The organism is Pedobacter foliorum, assembly GCF_013266735.1.
Classification (GTDB): Bacteria; Bacteroidota; Bacteroidia; order Sphingobacteriales; family Sphingobacteriaceae; genus Pedobacter; species Pedobacter foliorum.
Window position 1 is genome coordinate 90,250 of record NZ_JABSNU010000015.1, and the last position, 21,467, is coordinate 111,716.

14 protein-coding genes are annotated in these 21,467 nt (G+C 36.6%); 13 read left to right on the top strand and 1 reads right to left on the bottom strand.

What is annotated here, in order from left to right:
- Positions 1-81: 81 nt before the first annotated feature.
- From rpsA to HQN83_RS21940, 13 genes are all read left to right on the top strand, one after another.
- Positions 82-2,016 carry a 30S ribosomal protein S1 gene (gene rpsA / locus HQN83_RS21880; protein ID WP_108206833.1) on the top strand — a complete coding sequence of 645 codons (1,935 nt, stop codon included), beginning with the start codon at positions 82-84 and terminating at the stop codon, positions 2,014-2,016.
- Between the two features lie 114 nt (positions 2,017-2,130).
- Positions 2,131-3,744: a beta-N-acetylhexosaminidase gene (locus HQN83_RS21885; RefSeq protein WP_173093360.1), complete on the top strand. Its 1,614-nt coding sequence runs from the start codon at positions 2,131-2,133 to the stop codon at positions 3,742-3,744.
- 85 nt (positions 3,745-3,829) lie between these two features.
- Positions 3,830-4,378, top strand: a complete 549-nt coding sequence (gene pyrR / locus HQN83_RS21890) for a bifunctional pyr operon transcriptional regulator/uracil phosphoribosyltransferase PyrR (RefSeq protein ID WP_068891580.1) — start codon at positions 3,830-3,832, stop codon at positions 4,376-4,378.
- Between the two features lies 1 nt (position 4,379).
- Positions 4,380-5,312, top strand: coding sequence for an aspartate carbamoyltransferase catalytic subunit (locus tag HQN83_RS21895; RefSeq protein WP_108206835.1), 933 nt, complete (start codon positions 4,380-4,382; stop codon positions 5,310-5,312).
- Between the two features lie 133 nt (positions 5,313-5,445).
- Positions 5,446-8,463, top strand: a complete 3,018-nt coding sequence (locus HQN83_RS21900) for a tetratricopeptide repeat protein (RefSeq protein WP_173093362.1) — start codon at positions 5,446-5,448, stop codon at positions 8,461-8,463.
- An 11-nt stretch (positions 8,464-8,474) separates the two neighbouring features.
- On the top strand, positions 8,475-10,178 hold the full coding sequence (locus tag HQN83_RS21905; protein WP_173093364.1) for a TonB-dependent receptor: 1,704 nt from the start codon (positions 8,475-8,477) through the stop codon (positions 10,176-10,178).
- 54 nt (positions 10,179-10,232) lie between these two features.
- Positions 10,233-11,660: a hypothetical protein gene (locus tag HQN83_RS21910; protein WP_173093366.1), complete on the top strand. Its 1,428-nt coding sequence runs from the start codon at positions 10,233-10,235 to the stop codon at positions 11,658-11,660.
- Between the two features lie 2 nt (positions 11,661-11,662).
- The gene (locus HQN83_RS21915) at positions 11,663-12,373 is read left to right on the top strand and encodes a MotA/TolQ/ExbB proton channel family protein (RefSeq protein WP_108206839.1); all 711 of its coding nucleotides are present in this window, start codon (positions 11,663-11,665) and stop codon (positions 12,371-12,373) included.
- Entirely contained in the window at positions 12,373-12,774 is a 402-nt protein-coding gene (locus tag HQN83_RS21920) for an ExbD/TolR family protein (RefSeq protein ID WP_173093368.1), read from the top strand. The genes HQN83_RS21915 and HQN83_RS21920 overlap by 1 nt, the downstream gene beginning before the upstream one ends.
- Positions 12,774-13,589, top strand: a complete 816-nt coding sequence (locus HQN83_RS21925; protein WP_173093370.1) for an energy transducer TonB — start codon at positions 12,774-12,776, stop codon at positions 13,587-13,589. The genes HQN83_RS21920 and HQN83_RS21925 overlap by 1 nt, the downstream gene beginning before the upstream one ends.
- Positions 13,590-13,632: 43 nt before the next feature.
- A complete protein-coding gene (locus tag HQN83_RS21930; protein WP_173093372.1) occupies positions 13,633-14,919 on the top strand; it encodes a bifunctional folylpolyglutamate synthase/dihydrofolate synthase in 1,287 nt (428 codons plus the stop codon).
- A gap of 84 nt (positions 14,920-15,003) precedes the next feature.
- A complete protein-coding gene (pafA, locus tag HQN83_RS21935) occupies positions 15,004-16,665 on the top strand; it encodes an alkaline phosphatase PafA (RefSeq protein ID WP_173093380.1) in 1,662 nt (553 codons plus the stop codon).
- A 119-nt stretch (positions 16,666-16,784) separates the two neighbouring features.
- A complete protein-coding gene (locus HQN83_RS21940) occupies positions 16,785-20,147 on the top strand; it encodes a methylmalonyl-CoA mutase family protein (RefSeq protein WP_173093374.1) in 3,363 nt (1,120 codons plus the stop codon).
- Between the two features lie 100 nt (positions 20,148-20,247).
- Here HQN83_RS21940 and HQN83_RS21945 read toward each other — a convergent pair whose 3' ends face one another.
- On the bottom strand, positions 20,248-21,228 hold the full coding sequence (locus HQN83_RS21945; protein WP_173093376.1) for an acyl-ACP desaturase: 981 nt from the start codon (positions 21,226-21,228) through the stop codon (positions 20,248-20,250).
- Positions 21,229-21,467 lie beyond the last annotated feature (239 nt).

A 21,467-nucleotide genomic window follows, 5' to 3' on the forward strand; every position in this document is an offset into this window, starting at 1 on the left:
CATTTATCAAAAAAATCTTTTCTTTAAAAATATTAATTATTATCTTTGCCGTCCCTAACGGGAAAAGGAGATTTAATTTTAATGGCTAAAAAACAAGTAGCAGAAAAAGAACTAGAGGCTAAAACAGCTGAACTTCAAGGCGCAGACGCTCGTCTTGCTGAAAAAGAAACCATTGAATCAGAAGCTGATTCAGTGTCGATCGAACAGATCAAATCATCGTTAGCAACACCTGATCAAGATTTTGACTGGGATGCTGATGATAAAGTTTTCGGAAAATACTCTGATGAAGACCGTAAAAAGTTTGAAGACATGTATACCGATACTTTCAATCAAATCACTCAAGGTGAAATCATTAGCGGTACTGTTGTTTCGATTAACAACAAAGACGTGGTATTGAACGTTGGATTTAAATCAGACGGTTTAGTATCTACTTCTGAATTCCGTGATACACCTGATTTGAAAGTTGGCGATAAAGTTGACGTTTTCGTGGAAGCCCCTGAAGATGCTAACGGCCAATTAATCTTGTCTCGTAAAAGAGCTAAAACTCAGAGATCATGGGAAACTATCAATGAAGCCCTTGACAATGACAGAATCATCAACGGATTTGTTAAAAGCCGTACTAAAGGTGGTCTTATCGTTGACATTATGGGTGTTGAGGCTTTCTTACCAGGTTCTCAAATTGACATCAAACCTATCCGCGATTACGATGTATACGTGGGTAAAACAATGGAATTCAAAGTTGTTAAGATCAACCACGAGTTTAAAAACGTAGTTGTATCTCATAAAATCTTAATTGAAGACGACTTAGAAAGCCAAAAAGTTGAGATTGTATCTAAACTTGAAAAAGGTCAGGTTCTTGAAGGAACAGTTAAAAACATCACTGACTTCGGTGTATTCATCGATTTAGGTGGCGTTGATGGTTTACTTCACATCACTGATATTTCTTGGGGCCGCATAGAGCATCCAAAAGAAGTATTGAGCTTAGACGAAAAAATCAATGTTGTAGTTCTTGACTTTGATGACGAGAAAAAACGTATCGCATTAGGATTAAAACAATTAACACCTCACCCTTGGGAATCTTTAGATGCTAACTTAGCTGTTGGTTCTAAAGTTAAAGGTAAAATTGTTACTGTTGCTGATTACGGTGCTTTCCTTGAAATCATTCCTGGTGTTGAAGGTTTAATTCACGTATCAGAAATGTCTTGGTCTCAAAACTTACGCAGCCCTCAGGAATTCCTGAAAGTTAGCGACGAAATCGAAGCTGAAGTTTTAACTTTAGATAGAGACGAGCGTAAAATGAGCTTAGGTATTAAACAATTAACTCAAGATCCTTGGCAAAATGTTGCTGAAAGATATCCTATCGGAAGCAAACATACTGCTGTAGTTAAAAACATGACTAACTTCGGTGTATTTGTTGAAATCGAAGAAGGTATTGATGGTTTAATCCACATCTCTGATCTTTCTTGGTCTAAAAAAGTTAACCACCCTAACGAATTCACTAAAGTAGGTGATACATTAGACGTAGTTGTTCTTGAATTAGATGTTGAAAGCCGCAAATTAAGCTTAGGTCACAAACAATTAGAAGAAAACCCTTGGGATACTTTCGAAACTATCTTTACTGTAGATTCAATCCACCAAGGAACTGTTGTTAAAGTAACTGATAAAGGTGCTGTTATTGCTTTACCATATGGTGTTGAAGGTTTCGTACCTACTAAGCACATGGCTAAAGAAGATGGTACTACTATCAAAGCTGAAGAAACTAATGATTTCAAAATCATCGAGTTTAACAAAGATGCTAAACGTATCGTTGTTTCTCACGCCCGTATCTGGGAAGAGGCTAAAGCTGAAGCTGTTGCTGAAGAAAGAGCTACTAAGAAAAAAGAAGCTAAAGCATCTAGCAGTGCAGTGAAAAAAGTTAAAGATTCAGTTGAAAAATCTACATTAGGTGATTTAGGCGTGCTTGCACAATTAAAACAACAAATGGAAGGTGAAGAGAACAAAGCTAAAAAAGGCTAGTTCCATTTAACTTTATATAATTTAAGAGCCCCTCAAATTTTGAGGGGCTTTTTTTGCATTAATATTTGGGCACTTATTTGTTACTTTTGAGCAACACACATTACACCCCCTACTATGAGAATAATTCTATGCTTATTTTTACTTATAATTCTCACCTTTAAACTAAATGCTCAGGGCATAATACCCGCTCCTGTTGAGATGAATCCGGGGTCATCCCCTAATGAGAAATTCAGTATCAATAAGAATATAGTCATCTTTATTAATACCATTGAAGCAAAGCCTTCTGCGCAGTTCTTATCAGATTACATCTATAAATATTACAACTTAAGACTTCCCATAGTTACCGAACTAATGAAAATTGGTCCCCGGCGATCGATAAATTTAGTTATAGACCGTGAACTATATCCCAATCCAGACAAGTACATTGTTTCTGTCCTTTCAACTACAATAAACGCAGGCTCTCCTTCCCCTCAGGGCATTTTCTACGCTGTACAAACTATTATACAGCTCTGGCCATTATCACCTGTTAATACTGAAAAACTAGATATTTCCACCGTCGAGATTATTGATTATCCTCGTTTCGCCTACAGAGGAATGCATCTTGATGTTAGCAGACATTTTTTTGATGTCAACTTTATTAAGAAATACATTGACTATCTGGCACTCCATAAATTAAACTACTTCCATTGGCACCTTACTGATGATCATGGCTGGCGGATAGAGATAAAAAAACATCCTAAACTTACAGAAATTAGTGCATGGCGTAATGGAACTATTATCGGTCTTTATCCGGGGACAGGCAATGATAATATAAGATACGGGGGATATTATACACAAGAGGAAGTTAAGGAGGTAATAAAATATGCAGCGGACAGATACATTACCATTATTCCTGAAATTGAAATGCCCGGACATAGTATGGCAGTTTTGGCGGCTTATCCTGAATTTGGAACTACGCCACGCATCCCAACTCAAGTTGCTCAAACATGGGGAATCTTCAATAAATTTAATAATGTATTGCAACCAACAGAAAAAACATTTGCCTTTCTGGAAGAAGTACTGACTGAGGTAATGGACCTATTTCCTTCTCCATACATACATATTGGAGGCGATGAATGTTCAAAAATCTGGTGGAAACAATCTGCATTTGCTCAAAAACTGATTAAAGAAAAAGGATTGAAAAATGAAAATGGTTTGCAAAGCTATTTTATACATAGAATGGAAAAGTTTGTAAACAGCAAGGGAAAAACTATTATCGGATGGGATGAAATTCTAGATGGTGGCCTTGCCCCTAATGCCATTGTAATGAGCTGGCGTGGAGAGAAAGGTGGGATTGCTGCAGCAAAGCAACAGCACAAAGTAATTATGACTCCTGAAAATTCTATGTACTTTAATCATGCCCAGTTTATGAAAGATGACTCACTAACGGCTGCGAAGTTTTTACCACTGAAAACTGTATATGATTATGAACCTGTACCCGCAGAACTTACTGCCAAAGAAGCTCAATACATTTGGGGTGCACAGGGAAACCTGTGGTCGGAATATATTGCTAACCCAGCGAAAGCTGAATACATGCTTTTCCCTAGATTAGATGCGCTTAGTGAAGTTTTATGGAGCCCGAAAAATAAACGTAATTATGTCGATTTTAAGAAAAGGCTAAATACTCAGTTTAAGCGTTACAACCTATTAAAGATAAATTACAGTAAAAAATACTTAGCTGATCAATAAGTAATTCAGACTTCTTTCTATAATTTTATCAAAAACAACCATTGAATTCAATTCCATTTTTTTATATTTGCTTAATCATTAGTCAATGCAAAAGAGAACCCTGCTAGACGGACAAAAATTCCAGATCACAATTAAGCGACTTTGTCACCAATTAATTGAGAATCACATCGATTTTTCTAATACTGTTTTAATAGGTATACAACCAAGAGGTAGTTACTTTGCCGACAGGGTACAACAAGAGCTTTCCCAAATCCTTAAGAAAACCAATATTAAAAAAGGCAATTTAGACATTACTTTTTTTAGAGATGACTTTAGGAGAAAGGACGGAATAGTTTCAGCGAACAGCAATACCATAGATTTTATAATTGAAGGCCAAAATGTTATCCTTATAGATGACGTATTGTGGACAGGCAGGACTATTAGGGCTGCTATGGATGCATTGTTGGCTTATGGCAGACCTGAAAAGGTTGAGCTAATGGTGTTAATTGACAGGCGTTTTTCCAGACAACTACCTATCGAACCAGATTATATTGGTCAACAGGTTGACAGCCTAAATTCTCAAAGAGTTAAGGTAAGTTGGAAAGAAACCGAAGGAGAAGACAAAGTTATCTTATTATCAGAAAGCAATAAATAATATGGCAGTAGAGAAATTATCAACCCGACATCTTTTAGGTATCAAAGATATTAACCGGAATGATATTGAATTGATTTTTGAAACTGCAGATAATTTTAAAGATGTAATTAATAGACCGATTAAAAAGGTCCCATCTTTAAGAGATATCACTATTGCCAATATTTTCTTCGAAAACTCAACAAGAACCAAACTTTCATTTGAACTAGCAGAAAAGAGACTTTCTGCAGATGTTGTTAATTTTGCAGCCTCTTCTTCCTCTGTAAGTAAAGGTGAAACTTTAATAGATACTGTTAACAATATCCTGGCTATGAAAGTGGATATGGTAGTGATGAGACATCCATATGCAGGCGCAGGACAATTTCTAAGTAAACATATCAAAGCACAAATCGTGAATGCCGGAGATGGTGCACATGAGCATCCAACCCAGGCTTTACTTGATGCTTTTTCTATTCGTCAGAAACTAGGTGATGTAGCTGGTAAAAAAGTGGTAATCGTTGGAGATATTCTTCATTCAAGAGTTGCTATTTCTAATATCTTATGCCTGCAAAAACTAGGTGCTGAGGTAATGGTTTGTGGACCAACCACTCTAATTCCTAAGCATATCCATAGCCTTGGTGTAAAAGTTGAACATGATCTAATTAAAGCCCTTAATTGGTGTGACGTAGCAAACATGCTGCGCATTCAATTGGAAAGACAAGACATTAAGTACTTCCCTTCTTTAAGAGAATACGCTATGATGTATGGCTTAAATAAGCAGATTCTGGATAATCTAGATAAAGAAATCATTGTGATGCATCCAGGCCCAATTAACCGTGGTGTGGAGATTACCAGTGATGTTGCTGACAGCAAACAATCAATCATTTTAGAACAGGTTGAAAATGGGGTTGCAGTTAGGATGGCAGTACTTTATCTACTTGCTTCTCAAAGAGATTAACTTTCTTTAACAGCTTTTTTATACCATTTCCTTTTTCTGTTCGTTAAACCTGTGTTATCAACACATGTTAATTTCTTATGTAAAGAAGACACAATACTATATCTATATTAGTACCAACCATATTTGAAATCAGATGCAAAAAAAATACTTTTTTATTCCGCTGTTACTAGCAGGCGGTTTTACTGCAAGTTATGGGCAGTCGAGCCTACTAGTTAACCTCAATAAAAACTACCAAACAGGCCTTGAACTGCTTGACAATGAAAAATACGTTGCTGCAGCTCAGCAATTCAAACTAGTTGAACAACTTAGACAAAAACCAGGTACACAACAAGAGAGTAATTCTGAACTTTCTTTACTAAAAGAAAATGCAAAATTCTACGCTGCCGTTTGTGCATTAGAATTAGGTAATAGTGATGCTGAAAGTTTGTTCCAAAATTTCATAAAAGATTATCCACTTAACTCTAATACAAAACTTGCCTATTTCCATGTAGGTAAATCTTATTTTGATCAGAAAAACTATAAGAAAGCATTAGAATGGTTTGAAAAAACAGATCCTTCTACCCTTTCTGGTAAACAGCGTTTAGAATATCAGTTTAAACAGGGTTACGCTTATTTTGTACAAAACGATATTGAAAAAGCAGAGCCATTATTTGAGCTTGTTAAAAAAGAGAAATCTCCATTTCAGGAAAGTGCTACTTACTATTTTGCATACATCAACTACCTGAACAAGGAATACAAAACTGCGTTGAGTAATTTTGAAAAGCTAAAAGGCTCTCCAACATATGAGTCTAGTTACCCATATTACATTACCTCAATGTACTATCTTGATGAAAGATATGATGATGTATTGGAATATGCTTTACCTATCCTTAAATCTTCTAAGCAACAGTATGAGGCTGAAATGTTAAGTCTTATTGCTGCTTCATATTTTGCAAAATCCGATTTTGTAAATGCTGAAAAGTATTTTAAAGAGTTTTATGCAAAAGATAAATCGAACGTTAAAAACAACCTGTTCATTTATCAGTATGGTTACTCATTATTTCAATTGAAGAGATATCCTGAGTCTGTTACTATATTGGAGAAACTTGATACAGACGACATCTATCTTCAAAGCGGGATGTACACTTTGGGTCGCTCTTTCATTGTCCTAAAAAACAAGGAAAAAGCAAGAAGTGCTTTCTTCAGAGCATCAAGACTTGATTTTGATAAAGTAATTCAGGAAGAGTCATGGATTAATTATGCGAGATTAAGCTATGAACTTGACTTTAATCAGCAAGCACTTGAGGCAACTCAGAACTTTTTAAAGCAGTTCCCAACCTCACGTAAAATAAACGAAGCCAAAACCTTATTGGGCGAAATTCTATTGACCAGTAAAAACTATCAGGCAGCTATCGATATACTTGAGCCAATACAAAATAAATCTCCAGAAGCTCAGGAAGCTTATCAAAAGGTAACCTATTTTAGAGGACTAGAGTTTTATAATGAACGTGCATTTCCTAATGCATTATCTATGTTTTTACGTTCTGAGAAGTTCCCTGAAGATAAGGAAATCCATGCATTAAGCACTTACTGGAAAGCTGAAGCTTCTTATGAATTAAGAAAATTTGGCGAGGCAGTTAAACACTTCGAAACATTCCTTGGAATGCCGGGTGCTGATAAAACGGGCGTTTATAATTTTGCAAATTATGCACTTGCATATGCTGCATTTGAGAACGAAAGCTACGGAAAAGCTGCTACCTATTTTGAACGCTTTTTAGGAGGTAATGATAAAGATCAAAAAACAGTTAATGATGCAATTATAAGACTAGCTGACTCCTATTTTGTTAATAAAAGCTACGGTAATGCGCTTGTAAATTACAACAAGATCATTAACGCAAGGTCTACAGGCGAGGATTACGCACTGTTTCAACGTGGTATGATCCAAGGCTTGGAAAACCAAAATGAAGCTAAAATTGGAACCATGCAGGATCTACTTAAACAGTTCCCTAATTCTAATTATGCTGATGATGCAGGTTTTGAAACTGCATATACTTATTTCAATATCGGAAACTTCGATAAATCAAGCACTGACCTTATTAGCTTGGTAAGCCAATACCCAAATAGTAGTTATGTTCCAAGAGCATTGGTTACTATTGGTCTTGTACAATACAATCAGGATAAAGATAATGAGGCATTAGAATCGTTCAAAAAAGTAATCAGAGATTACGCTAGTAGCGAAGAGGCTAAACAAGCACTTGAATCTATTAAGAATATCTACGTTGATCGTGGCGATTCTCAAGGTTTCATTGCCTATGCTAACTCAACACCGCTAGGAAACTTCTCTGAATCTGAACAAGACAATATTGTTTTCCAAGGCGCTAACAACCTTTATTTAAAAGGTGATTTTAAAGGTGCTTTTGAAGCGGTTAATGCATATTTCGACAAGTATCCAAAAGCGATACATGACAAAGAGGCTAAGTTTGTAAGAGCTGAGTCTTTAGTTAAACTTGGTCGTCCTTTAGAAGCTGTTGCTGATTATGAATACATCCTTAATGACTGGACAAGTGATTATACTGAACGATCATTAGTGAGTATCTCTCAGTTGTTTTTAGATCAGAAAAAATACAACGAAGCAATCGTTTACCTAAAAAGATTAGAAACAACGGCTGATTACAAGGTGCATTACAATTACGCCTTAAACAATCTACTAAAAGCTTACAGCGCTTTAAATATGCCGGATGATATGATTAAGTATGTTAAGCTGATTAAAGAGTCTGAAAAGGGTTCTGAAGAAGAAAAAAACAGTGCTGATCTATATGCCGGTAAAGCATATTTGCTAAAAGCAGATACTACCAGTGCAGTAAAAGCCTTTAATAATGTGGTTAGTAAAACTAAAACTCTGGCGGCTGCCGAATCTAAATACAATATCGCAGCCATTCAATACACAAAGGGTGATTACAAAACTTCAACTAAAACATGCTTTGATCTGATTAATAACATGGCTTCTTATGACTATTGGGTAGCTAAATCGTTCCTTTTATTGTCAGATAATTATGTAGCTCTTAAAGATAAGTTACAAGCTAAAAGCACTCTCTTAAGTATTATAGACAACTATGATGGCAAGGATGATATCGTTCCAACTGCTAAAGAGAAATTACAAAAAATTAAATAAGATTAAGCAACATGAGATTAACCAAATTAATATATAGTACCCTTTTCTTTATCACAGCTGCATCCTTAGGGTTAAAGGCTCAGGATACAAAAACCACTGAAAAGAAAACGGATGAAAAAGCTGTTACCGAAGAAATTGAAGTTGTAAGACCTTACAAACCCATCTTAGCAGAAGCTGTAAAGTTGAGAAGAAGTCCAGACTTAAACGACATAAAAACATACAAAGCCAAATTTAACTATAGCCTTACGGATAGAAAGTTAGAATTAAACTCTGACATTAATAAATTACAGGCTCAGGAAGTTGTTGCTGCAAAACAAGATGAACTAATAAATAACTATGTTAAAGGCGGATTTGGATCTGCAAAGACTATTTTTGGTGAGGCTTATATCAATATCGGTCGTGACGAGGCAATGCAAGCTGGTGGATATTTCCAACACTTTAGCCAATCGGGAAAACTAAATAAGCAGCAATCTAGTCAACAAAAGCTAAGCGTTTTTGGTCGCAGTATAGGCGATGTTGTTACGCTAAGTGGTCGTGTTAACTTCCAAAGAAATGGATTATATTTCTATGGAATTGATAAGGACAACCCTACCCTAAATCCTAACCCTGAGAAGCAAACACTTAATTTCTTTGAAGCAGAAGGTGAGCTTGTTAATAAATACACTGAAGATCCTGATGCACTTAGCTATGCTTTAAAACTTAACGGATATATCTGGAGTGATAAATTTAATGCCAAAGAAAACTCAGTTGTTTTAAATGGATATGTAAATAAAAGGATTAGCAAGTTTAATTTAGGCCTTGCGGCTTCAACTGAATTTGGAAGTACTAAAGATGAATTAGTAAGTGTAGGCAATAACCTCCTAAAACTGAATCCTTATATAAGATTACAAGCCAGTGGAGTAAAAATAACTGCCGGAATTAACTTTGTACAGGAATTTGGAGCATTTTCATCTACCAGAATCTTCCCTGCTGTAACTGCAGATTTTACATTAATACCTGATTATCTACAAATATTCGGTGAAGTAAAAGGTGATGTAAATCGTAACTCATTAAAACAATTTACAGACGACAACCCATTCCTGAACAACAATATTACCATCAGAAACTCTATTGAAAAACTGAGCATTAGTGGAGGTATTAAGGGAACAGGTGGTCCTGGATTTGGATACAAAGCCAGAGTTTACCACAAAAGCATTGAAGATATGCCATTGTTCGTAAACAATTTTTCAAGTTTCAATAAATTTGATGTCATCTACGATTTCGGAACAATGAAACTTATTGGATTAGAAGGAGAACTTTCTGTACAGGTAAGTGACGCATTAAAATGGACTGGTAAATTAAATTTTGAAGATTATAAACCAGCTGCTGAAACACAAAGTTGGTTTAAACCTCAGATGCGTTTAAGTTCAGATCTTTCATATGTGATTAATAAGAAAGTAACCCTTAACGCTTCTGTAGCTATACAAGATGATAGCAAAGCGAAAATTTATACTGCCGCACCTGCTAATCCATATTATACTCCAGACCCTGCTAATGAAAGAGTAGTTACTGTAAAAGGATTTGTTGATTTAGGAGCCGGAGTATCTTACAAGATAAACAATAAGTTTTCTGCCTTTGCAAGAGCAAATAATTTACTAAACTCATCGTATAGCAGATACCTACATTATGAAGTGATTGGGCTTAATGTTTTCGGTGGTATAAGCTACTCATTCTAATAGGTTTTTAATTAATAATTGGTTGATACGGAATTAAAATTTATTTTTACCAGAATGGATATCTTATCATACCTTACTGAACTTATAAAAACCCGGAAAGAAGTGGGAATTTCTGGACTGGGTACATTTTATAAAAAGAAATCGCCAGGAAGGTATGATACTGAAACACACTCATTTCTGCCTCCAAGCTATATACTAGACTTTACCGATGAGGTTAGAGAAACACAATCTCTTGTTAACTATATCAGTAAAAAAAGGAACATATCAACAGAGGCAGCAACCTATTATACTGATCAGTTTGCGTCAGAAACTTTAAAACAGCTTTCCGAAAAACAACATGCTGATTTTGGAGAAATGGGGACTATAACCGGTATCCCTGGAAGTTTAATTTTCAATCCTAAAGATCAATTGAACTTTGGTTTTGATTTTTACGGATTACCTCTTATAAAAGAAGAACCAGTTGCCACTACCAATGATAGTATTCAGGAAGCCGAAATAGTTAGTGATGTTGAGGCAGAAGAACAAGCGGAGGAGCAAATACCTTCGTTTGAACAAGAGCCTATAATTACCGAGGAGCAACTAAGTCTTGAAGACAATAATGCTGACTTGGGTGATGGATCTGAAGAGCTAGAAATTGTTCATCACAAAGAAAAGCCTGCACATGATGATCAACCTGTTTACGAAGAAATATCTGAAGTTAAAGTAACTCAAAAACCTGTTGAACCAATTGCCATTGAAACCCCGGAGGGTATTAGTGATAATTTGGATGCGGTTGAAGAACCCATAACACCAAAGGTTGTAACTCCGCCTTTCTTTAACACTCCAAGTCCATTAGATAAGCAAATAATTGAATCAATTGGGGTTGAAGAGCAAAACCAAGGCCTTCCTCTTTATGTAAAAATCACTATTGCTTTTGCTATACTCCTTGCGGCTGGGGTGGCTACATATTTAATAAAACCAGAGTTGTTTAATTCTGTGCTTAATAAGTCTGAGACTATTCAAACAGATACTCTTCAGGATAATGTTCTTCATGACAATTCTGATCTGATCAAAAATAATGATAAACTTAGGACCGACTCGATCGCACTTGCTGATAGCTTAAGAATAAGTAATGAAAAAGCAATTCAAACTGCCGATTCATTAAAAAAAGATAGTCTGGCTGTGGCTACGGCTAAACCTTCAGTAGCACCCGCTACTACTGCAACTAGCGTTGCCCCTATTGAAGGGCCAGTTACCTGGGAAGTTGTTGGCGCATCTGTAATCAATGAAAAAGAGGCCGACAGATTTATTGCCCAAATGAAGGCTATAGGTATAACGGCTAAAGTTATCCCAACTATGCCGGGTAAAAGAAGATTAAAAATTAGCATTGCAACATTTAAAGATGAGGAAAGTGCAAAAGAAGGACGCAAATTGCTCGTTACAAAATTAAAAGACCCGGGAATATATATATATCAAAATAAAAACACACACAAACCACAATAAATATGATCGTTTTACTACAAGGTGCAACTGATACCGCTAACAAGATTATTGATTCTGCTAATAATTTAAACCAAGCTCTTACCACTGCCCCACCTGAACTTCACTTTATCGACCTTTTATTTAAAGGCGGATGGGTAATGTTGCCTCTGGCTTTTTTGGCATTTCTTGGATTAGTAATCTTTGTTGAAAGATACCTGACAATAAGAAAAGCTTCCAAAACTGAATCAAACTTAATGCTTCAGATTAAACAATACATCCATGATGGAAGATTAGAAAATGCAATAACTTTATGTCGCAATAATAACTCTCCTTTAGCAAGAATGTTAGAGAAAGGACTAAAACGTATTGGTCGCCCAATTAAAGATATTGAAGCTGCTATTGAAAACAATGGAAAGCTGGAAGTTTCTAAACTAGAAAAGAATATTGGCATATTAGGAATTATAGCTGGTATTGCTCCCATGTTAGGTTTCGTAGGAACAATTATTGGGGTTATTACTATTTTCCATGATGTTTCCATTAAAGGAGCTATTGAAATTGGAACAATCTCTGGAGGTCTTTATACTAAAATGATCACTTCTGCTACAGGACTAATTATCGGTATCATTGCTTATGTACTATATCATATCTTAAATATGATGGTTGAACGCATCATCTTAAGAATGGAAACTGATGCTATTGAATTTATTGATCTATTAGAGGAGCCAGGAAAATAATGAATTTACGCAAAAGAAATAAAGGAACAGTAGAGGTACACACCTCTGCGCTGAACGATATTATGTTCTTCCTGCTTTTGTTTTTCCTATTGGCGTCAGCCGTAGTTAATCCACAGGTAGTTAAGCTATTATTACCACGTTCAGAAGCAGGACAACAATCTAATTCTCAAAAAACCGTTACTATATCTATAGATGATAAATTAAATTATTTTGTAGACAAGCAACCTACTAAGCCTGAAAATATTCTAGCTGTAGTTGAAACCATGCAAAAGACATCGCCGGATTTAACCATAGTTGTTTATGCTGAAAGAAAAGTTTCCATCGAAAATGTAATGTCTATCTATGATGTAGGTAACAAATTAAAACTAAAAGTTGTACTCGCTGTAGAACCTAAGAAATAATGACTTATCCTAAAGAAGAAAACAATTATCCCAAGGCACTGGCAATATCTACCGGTATCATGGCTGCATTGCTTGCTTTAAGCTTCTTTATAGTTATTGGAAGTTTTGAGCCTGAAGAGGCAGGTATGGGCGGTATGGTTGTTAACTATGGAACTTCTCCTACAGGTATGGGTTCAGATTACACCAGCATAGAAGAGCCATCTGCCGATCCGAATGCAAATAACCGTAAACCAGATAAAGTAACACCACAAGAAGTAACTAAAGAAACTCCTACTCCGCAAACAAGCGAAAAGGAGATTGTTACCCAAAACTCTGAGGATGCTGTAGTTGTAAAAAGCAAAGCAACTAAAAAAGAAGCTACCCCTACTGCAACTAATGCAGAGACCAAGCCTTCAAAACCGGCTGTAAATGTAAATGCCTTGTATAAAGGAAAATCGAGCAAAGGAACTGGTGCAGGTGATGGAACAGGTGATACACCGGGGAATCAAGGAAGCGTAAATGGAGATCCACTTGCCAATAACTATGGCGAAGGTGGCTCTGGTTTTGGAGAAACCCCTATTGCCTTAAGAAAGTTTACTAACCTGGTTACGCCTCAGGATGATGGCCAGAAAACAGGTAAAATTGCTGTACGTATAAAAATAAATAAAGCCGGCCTTGTTATAGATGCTACTCCTGGAGTTAAAGGAACAACCCTAAATGACAGAGAGTTATGGCAAAAATGTAAAGAGGCATTGCTTGGTGCTCGTTTAGCACCATCAGAAACTGCTCCCGATGTTCAAATCGGTGTAGTTGTTTTCAACTTTAAAGTTAAATAATCCGGTAGCTTTAATACTTTTGTGATGTTAATAGGCATCAGAAATGAATTACGAGCAAACCATTGATTATTTATACCGCAAACTACCTATGTTCACAAGGGTTGGTGCTGTGGCCTTTAAAAAGGACTTACACAATACCATCGCTATGTGCGAAAGGCTAGATAATCCACAAAATAAATTTAAGACGATACATATCGGCGGCACAAATGGGAAGGGTTCAACTTCCCATATGCTCGCCGCTATTTTTCAACAGGCCGGATACAAAACCGGACTATATACCTCCCCTCACTTAAAAGATTTCAGAGAGCGCATCAGAATCAACGGCGAAATGGTTTCTAAAGAATTCGTAATAGACTTTGTTGGTGAGCAACAGGATATTATTGAAGAAATCAGCCCTTCTTTTTTTGAAGTAACTGTAGCCATGGCATTTTCATATTTTGCTAAACAAAATGTTGATATAGCCATAATAGAAGTTGGTTTAGGTGGCCGGTTAGATTCAACTAACATCATAACTCCTGAACTTTCGGTTATCACTAACATAAGTCTGGATCATACCAATATCCTGGGTAATACTTTAAAGGAAATTGCAGGAGAAAAGGCAGGAATTATAAAACCCGGCATTCCAGTTGTAGTTGGTGAAAGCCATCCAGAAACTGATCAGGTTTTTATTCAAAAGGCAAAAGAAACAAATAGTCCAATAACTTTTGCTGATCAGCAAATTCAACTTACAAAGTCGACAAAAAGCAATGAGTATTTAAGCATATCCATATTGGAGAATGGAAAGTCAATTATCGAGGATCTCTTATTGGATCTTACGGGAACCTATCAGTTAAAAAATATTCTAACCGTTATTCAAGCAGTCGAGAAATTAAGAGCATTAGGTTTTAAAATAGATAATGATGCGCTGTACTCTGCTCTAAAAAATGTAAAAGGTTTAACTGGTTTAATGGGTCGTTGGCAAATACTAGGCGAACACCCTCTGGTAGTTTGTGATACCGGCCATAATATTGCCGGCATAACAGAAGTAATGCAAAACATCAACAATACTCCTCATGATAATCTACATATAGTGATAGGGATGGTTAAGGATAAAGACATCAGTGGAGTATTAAATCTCCTTCCAGTAAATGCGCGCTATTACTTTTGTCAGCCTCAACTCGAAAGAGCTTTACCAGCGCAAGAACTTGCCGATGAAGCGGCGAAATATGACCTGAAAGGAAGCACATTTTCAACTGTTGAACTGGCCATAAATGCAGCCAAAAAAGATGCCAAGCCACAAGATCTGATCTTTATAGGAGGAAGCACTTTTGTGGTAGCAGAAGTACCATAAAAACTTTACATAATATTAAAGAATACTTATTGTGAAGTAACTAACTTTAAAATTTCCTAACAAAACTTAATGAAGTATATAATGATGAAAAGATTTATCCTTTTATTTACCGTTCTCGCCCTGTTCTCTACAGGTTCTATGGCTCAAAAAAAGCCAGCACCTGCAAAGAAAACATCTTCAACTACGTTAAACAGACCAAAATTAGTAATAGGATTAGTTGTAGATCAAATGAGATGGGATTACCTATACCGTTACTATAACAGATATTCAGAAGGTGGATTTAAGCGAATGGTAAACGAAGGGTTCTCTGCTGAAAATACTTTTATTCCCTACACTCCTACCTATACCGCATGTGGCCACTCAAGTATATATACCGGATCAGTTCCCGCCATTAATGGTATAATTGGAAACGATTGGTATGACCCGCAATTAAAACGTGGTGTTTATTGTGCTGAAGATACTACGGTTAAAACTGTAGGTAGCGATACAAGAGCAGGCTTAATGTCTCCAAAAAATATGCTTACCACAACAATTACTGATGAGCTTCGCCTGGCAACAAATTTTAAAAGTAAAGTAATCGGTATCTCATTAAAAGATCGTGGGTCAATTTTACCTGCTGGTCATTCTGCAAATGCAGCATATTGGTATGATGGTGGTACCGGTGACTGGATTACCAGTACACATTATATGACTCAACTACCTACATGGCTAACAGATTATAACAAGTTGAAAATGGCTGACAAGTACTTTGATAAGAACTGGAATACATTGTATCCAATCGAAACTTATAACCAAAGTACTGCTGACGACAAAGAATATGAAGGGAAATCAAGAGGAGAGCAAACTCCTACTTTCCCTCATCCATTCAAGTTGTACGCGGGCAAGAACTACGATATGATCAAAAGTTCTCCTTACGGAAATACAATGACTTTAGAATTGGCTAAACTTGCTATTAACGCAGAGAAGTTAGGTCAGAGTGGCTCAACTGACTTTCTTGCAGTTAGTTGTTCTGCAACAGACTATGTTGGACATCAATATGGGCCAAATTCAATAGAGGCTGAAGATACTTACCTTAGATTAGACCAAGATCTTGAGCAGTTCTTTAACTACCTGGATACTAAAATTGGTAAAGGAAATTACCTTATCTTTTTGTCGGCTGATCATGGCGCGGCGCATGTTCCGGGCTTTATGGCTGAGAATAAACTACCGGGCGGATTATTCAATGACTCTCCGGTAATTAAAAGCTTAAACACTACTATTGAAGAAAAATTCAAAGTTAAAAAAGCAATTATCACTTCTACCAATAGCCAGTTCTATTTCAATCATCAGGCAATTAAAGATGCTAATGCTGACTTTGATGCAATAAAATCACTGACTATTGAAACGTTAAAAGAGCAAGATGGTATTATGGATGCTGTAGACCTTAGCAAATTGGCTAGTTCAACCCTACCAGAACCAATAAAGAAAGCCATTACCAACGGATACAATGCACGCAGAAGTGGAGATGTTTATTACATACTTAAATCAAACTACTTTGAAGGTGGTAAAACAGGAACAACCCACGGTGCATGGTTCCCCTATGATTCACATATTCCATGTGTATTTATGGGCTGGAATGTAAAACCGGGAAAAACCAATAAAACTCATTATATGACAGACATAGCTGCTACCTTAGCTGCAATGCTCCATATTCAAATGCCTAGTGGCTGCATAGGTGAACCTATAACAGAACTAACGCATCAATAAAATTCTCCGTAGAAGCAAGAAGGCCACTCATTAATGTATTTGAGTGGCCTTCTTGCTTTTAATATAACCTCCTCACGCTCAGTTTTTGTTACCTTTGTTTACCAATTATAAAACAAGGTATGGAACAAATTGAAATCTATAAGCCCAAACATAAAATTCGTTTTGTAACTGCTGCTGCATTATTTGATGGACATGATGCTACAATCAACATTATGAGAAGAATCCTTCAATCTTCCGGCGCAGAGGTAATACATTTAGGCCATAACCGTTCGGTAGAAGAAGTTGTAAACTGTGCCATACAAGAAGATGTTCAGGGAATTGCAATGACCTCTTACCAGGGTGGGCATATTGAATATTTTAAGTACATGTATGATTTGCTGCAGGAACGTGGTGCAACTCATGTCAAGATATTCGGAGGAGGTGGAGGTGTAATCTTACCTTCTGAAATTGCAGAACTTCAGGCTTATGGTATAACAAGAATATACTCGCCAGATGATGGCCGAAAAATGGGCTTGCAAGGCATGATTAACAATATGCTTGAACAAACAGATTTCATCACCACAACCTCATTAAATGGTGAGTTAAAAGCTATCCCTAAAAAAGATATCAAAAGTATTGCGGCTGCAATAACAGTTGCAGAAAATGATCCTGAGGCGGCTCAGTCCTTTGTAAATGAACTAAAAAAACTTACCAGCAGTAACAATGCTCCGGTTCTTGGTATTACAGGAACAGGTGGTTCTGGAAAATCATCCTTAGTGGATGAATTGGTAAGACGCTTCTTAATAGAGGTAAAAGACAAAACATTGGCAATTATCTCTGTCGACCCATCCAAACGCAAAACTGGAGGGGCTTTACTCGGAGATAGGATCAGAATGAATGCGATCAATAATCCCAGGGTATACATGCGCTCTTTGGCCACCCGACAAGCCAATTTAGCCTTATCAAAAAACGTTCAGGAAAGCATAGATATATGTAAAGCGGCAGGCTATGATTTAATCATAGTTGAAACATCCGGTATTGGACAATCAGATACAGAAATAACTGAGCACTGTGATGTTTCATTATATGTGATGACCCCAGAATTTGGTGCCGCTACGCAGCTGGAAAAAATAGATATGCTCGACTTTGCAGATCTTGTTGCCATCAATAAATTCGATAAACGTGGCGCCTTAGATGCCTTACGTGATGTGCGAAAACAATTTAAACGTAATCATAATCTTTTCAATGCCGATGACGAGAGTATTCCTGTGTATGGCACAATGGCATCGCAGTTCAATGACCCAGGCATGAACAATCTGTTTACTGCTCTTATGAATAAGATAAGAGAGAAGACAGGAATCGATTTTAAAGCCCAAATGGAGCTCATAGGAGGCGAATCTGAAAAGATCTATATAATTCGACCGGATAGAATACGATACCTTGCAGAGATAGCTGAATCTAGTCAGACTTACAACGAATGGGTAGATAAACAAACTACAATAGCCAGAAAGTTGTATCAATTACAAGGTGTTATTGATCTTTCAACCGAAGAAACGTTAAAAAATCAGTTAAAAGAGATTTATCAACATTTAGAAGAACAACTGGACGGAGAATGTAAAAAACTACTCCGCCAATGGCCAGAAACTAAAAGCAAGTACAAACAAGAATTCTTTGTATACAAAGTAAGAGACAAGGAAATTAAACAACCTCTCTTTTACGAATCTCTCTCTAAATTGCAAATTCCAAAGGTATCTCTTCCCCGCTATAAAGATTGGGGAGATATTCTTTTTTGGTTGTTAACAGAAAATGTTCCAGGTGAATTCCCTTATGCTGCCGGTGTTTTTCCTTTAAAACGAGAAGGCGAAGATCCTACCCGAATGTTTGCTGGAGAAGGCGGACCTGAAAGAACAAATAAAAGATTTCACTACGTTTCACTTGGTCAGCCAGCACACCGCCTATCAACCGCCTTTGACTCTGTAACCCTTTATGGAGAAGACCCACACATTCGGCCTGATATTTACGGCAAAATAGGTAACTCGGGAGTAAGTATTGCGACGCTTGATGATGCTAAAAAACTGTACTCAGGCTTTGATCTTTGTGCCCCATCAACTTCAGTATCCATGACAATAAATGGCCCTGCTCCTATGTTGTTAGGCTTTTTCATGAATGCCGCAATAGATCAGCAATGCGAGAAATACATCGTTGAAAATGGGTTACAAAAAGATGTAGAAGATAAAATCAATTCTATCTACCAGTCCAGAGGTCTGCAAAAACCATCATACAATGGATCTTTACCTGAAGGTAATAATGGATTAGGCTTAATGCTGCTTGGGGTTACCGGAGATCAGGTATTACCATCAGATATATACGAGAAAATCAAGGCCTATGCAATAAGTACAGTCCGCGGCACAGTTCAAGCTGATATTCTAAAGGAAGACCAAGCACAGAATACCTGCATTTTCTCTACAGAATTTGCATTAAGAATGATGGGCGATATTCAAAACTATTTCATCACAGAAAAAGTACGTAACTTTTATTCAGTATCAATTTCCGGATATCACATTGCAGAGGCAGGAGCAAATCCAATATCTCAGCTAGCCTTTACCTTAAGTAACGGTTTTACTTTTGTTGAGTATTACCTAAGCAGAGGAATGAACATTGATGATTTTGCTCCTAATCTGTCTTTCTTTTTCTCTAATGGTATCGATCCTGAATATTCAGTTATTGGCCGAGTTGCAAGACGCATATGGGCCAAAGCAATCAAAAACAAATACAAAGGAAACGATAGATCACAAAAACTGAAATATCATATCCAAACCTCAGGCCGTTCATTACACGCTCAGGAAATAGACTTTAATGACATACGCACAACCTTACAGGCGCTATACGCTATTTACGACAACTGTAATTCTCTTCATACAAATGCCTACGATGAAGCCATAACTACTCCAACAGAAGAATCTGTACGCAGAGCGATGGCAATTCAGCTGATTATTAATCGTGAACTAGGTTTAGCAAAAAATGAGAACCCATTACAAGGAGCCTTTATTATCGAAGATTTAACCGATTTAGTTGAAGAAGCCGTACTGTTAGAGTTTAAACGCATCAATGATAGAGGAGGTGTACTAGGAGCCATGGAAACTATGTACCAGCGAGGTAAGATACAAGAAGAAAGCCTCTATTACGAAACGTTAAAACATACCGGAGAGTATCCTATAGTTGGTGTAAATACCTTTTTGAATAAGAATGGCTCACCTACTATTATCCCTGGAGAGGTAATACGAGCAACAGAAGATGAAAAGCAATTTCAAATTACAGCACTAAAAGCCTTTCAGGATAGAAATATAGAACAGTCCACTCTCGCCTTAAAGAAACTACAAAAAGTTGCCATAGCAGGCGAGAATATATTCAATGAACTTATGGAAGTATGTAAAATATGTTCATTAGGGCAAATTTCTAATTCCCTTTATGAAGTGGGTGGCCAATATAGACGGAATATGTAACAAACATTCCGTATGGGGTTAAATCTCAAAAATGCTTAATACTAAAAAGGCGTGAGCTATACAACTCACGCCTTTTTAGTATTAATTAAAGCTTCTTTATTTAAGAATGTATCCAGCTAAATTTATATTCCATTGTAGGATTACTCATTCTTTCTGCTACACGTATTAGTCTGTTAGGTAAAGCCATGATATAATCACGAGCCTTTTCGCCAGCTTCATTTAAGTCGCGCATACTGTCCAACTTCCATTCTTCAATTAACTGTTGCATAATCTCAACATAATCAATCGCAGTATAAACACCTAGGCGTTGTGCAGCATCAGTAAAATGGCCGAATGTTTGACCTATCTTCATACCCATTTCACGTAAAAAATGAGCAGGCATTACAATTTTCTTTCTCATCATGTCCTCAAAAGCTATCATTGCTTCATTCGGATCTACCTCAAATATTTTAGACATGAAATCTTTATAGGCTTTAGCATGGCGCGCTTCATCAGAAGCAATTACTCCACACATTTTAGAAAGCAACGTATCTCCATCTTTTTTAGCTAGAGAGGCTACCCTTCTGTGAGAAATATTAGTAGCTAATTCCTGAAAGCTAGTGTATATAAAGTTTCTATATGGATCGTGTCCTGTTCCTATATCAAATCCATCAGCAATTAAATACTGAGTAGATATCTCCATCTGGCGCATATCAACACGTCCCGATAAGTATAGGTATCTATTTAATAAATCACCATGTCTGTTTTCTTCCGCAGTCCAGTGACGTACCCATTTCATCCATCCACCTTGTTCATTTCTAGTTATTCCATCAACCATACAAAGCCAAGACTCATAAGTCGGTAATGCCTCTTCAGTAATTGTATCACCTATTAGAACAGCTACAAGATCATAAGAAAGATCCTTCGCATTCTCACGCAAAAACTTTATATCCTGGTAAAATGTCTCACTAGTAGAATCAGGCAAAAAATCAGATGGCTGCCAATTTGTATCAATCGGTTTCAGGTATGTTTCCATCATATCAAGCATATAGCTTTCTATATGTAACATTACTTCCCTTCTCTTTTCCGCGAATAAATTCATTCGTTTATGTTATTTAAATTTGTATCAAATATACCAAAATTATTGCACAAAGATGGTTACAGAAATACTTTATTAAGAAATAATCTAAGGCTTAATCAAGTGTTAGTGATTAAATTTTTAAACAAATAGCATAGGAATAGCTATAAACAAGAAAACCCTGTAGTATTAACTACAGGGTTACTTTAAGATTTGGCACCGACCTACTCTCCCACGTGTTACCGCAGTACCATCGGCTCTGG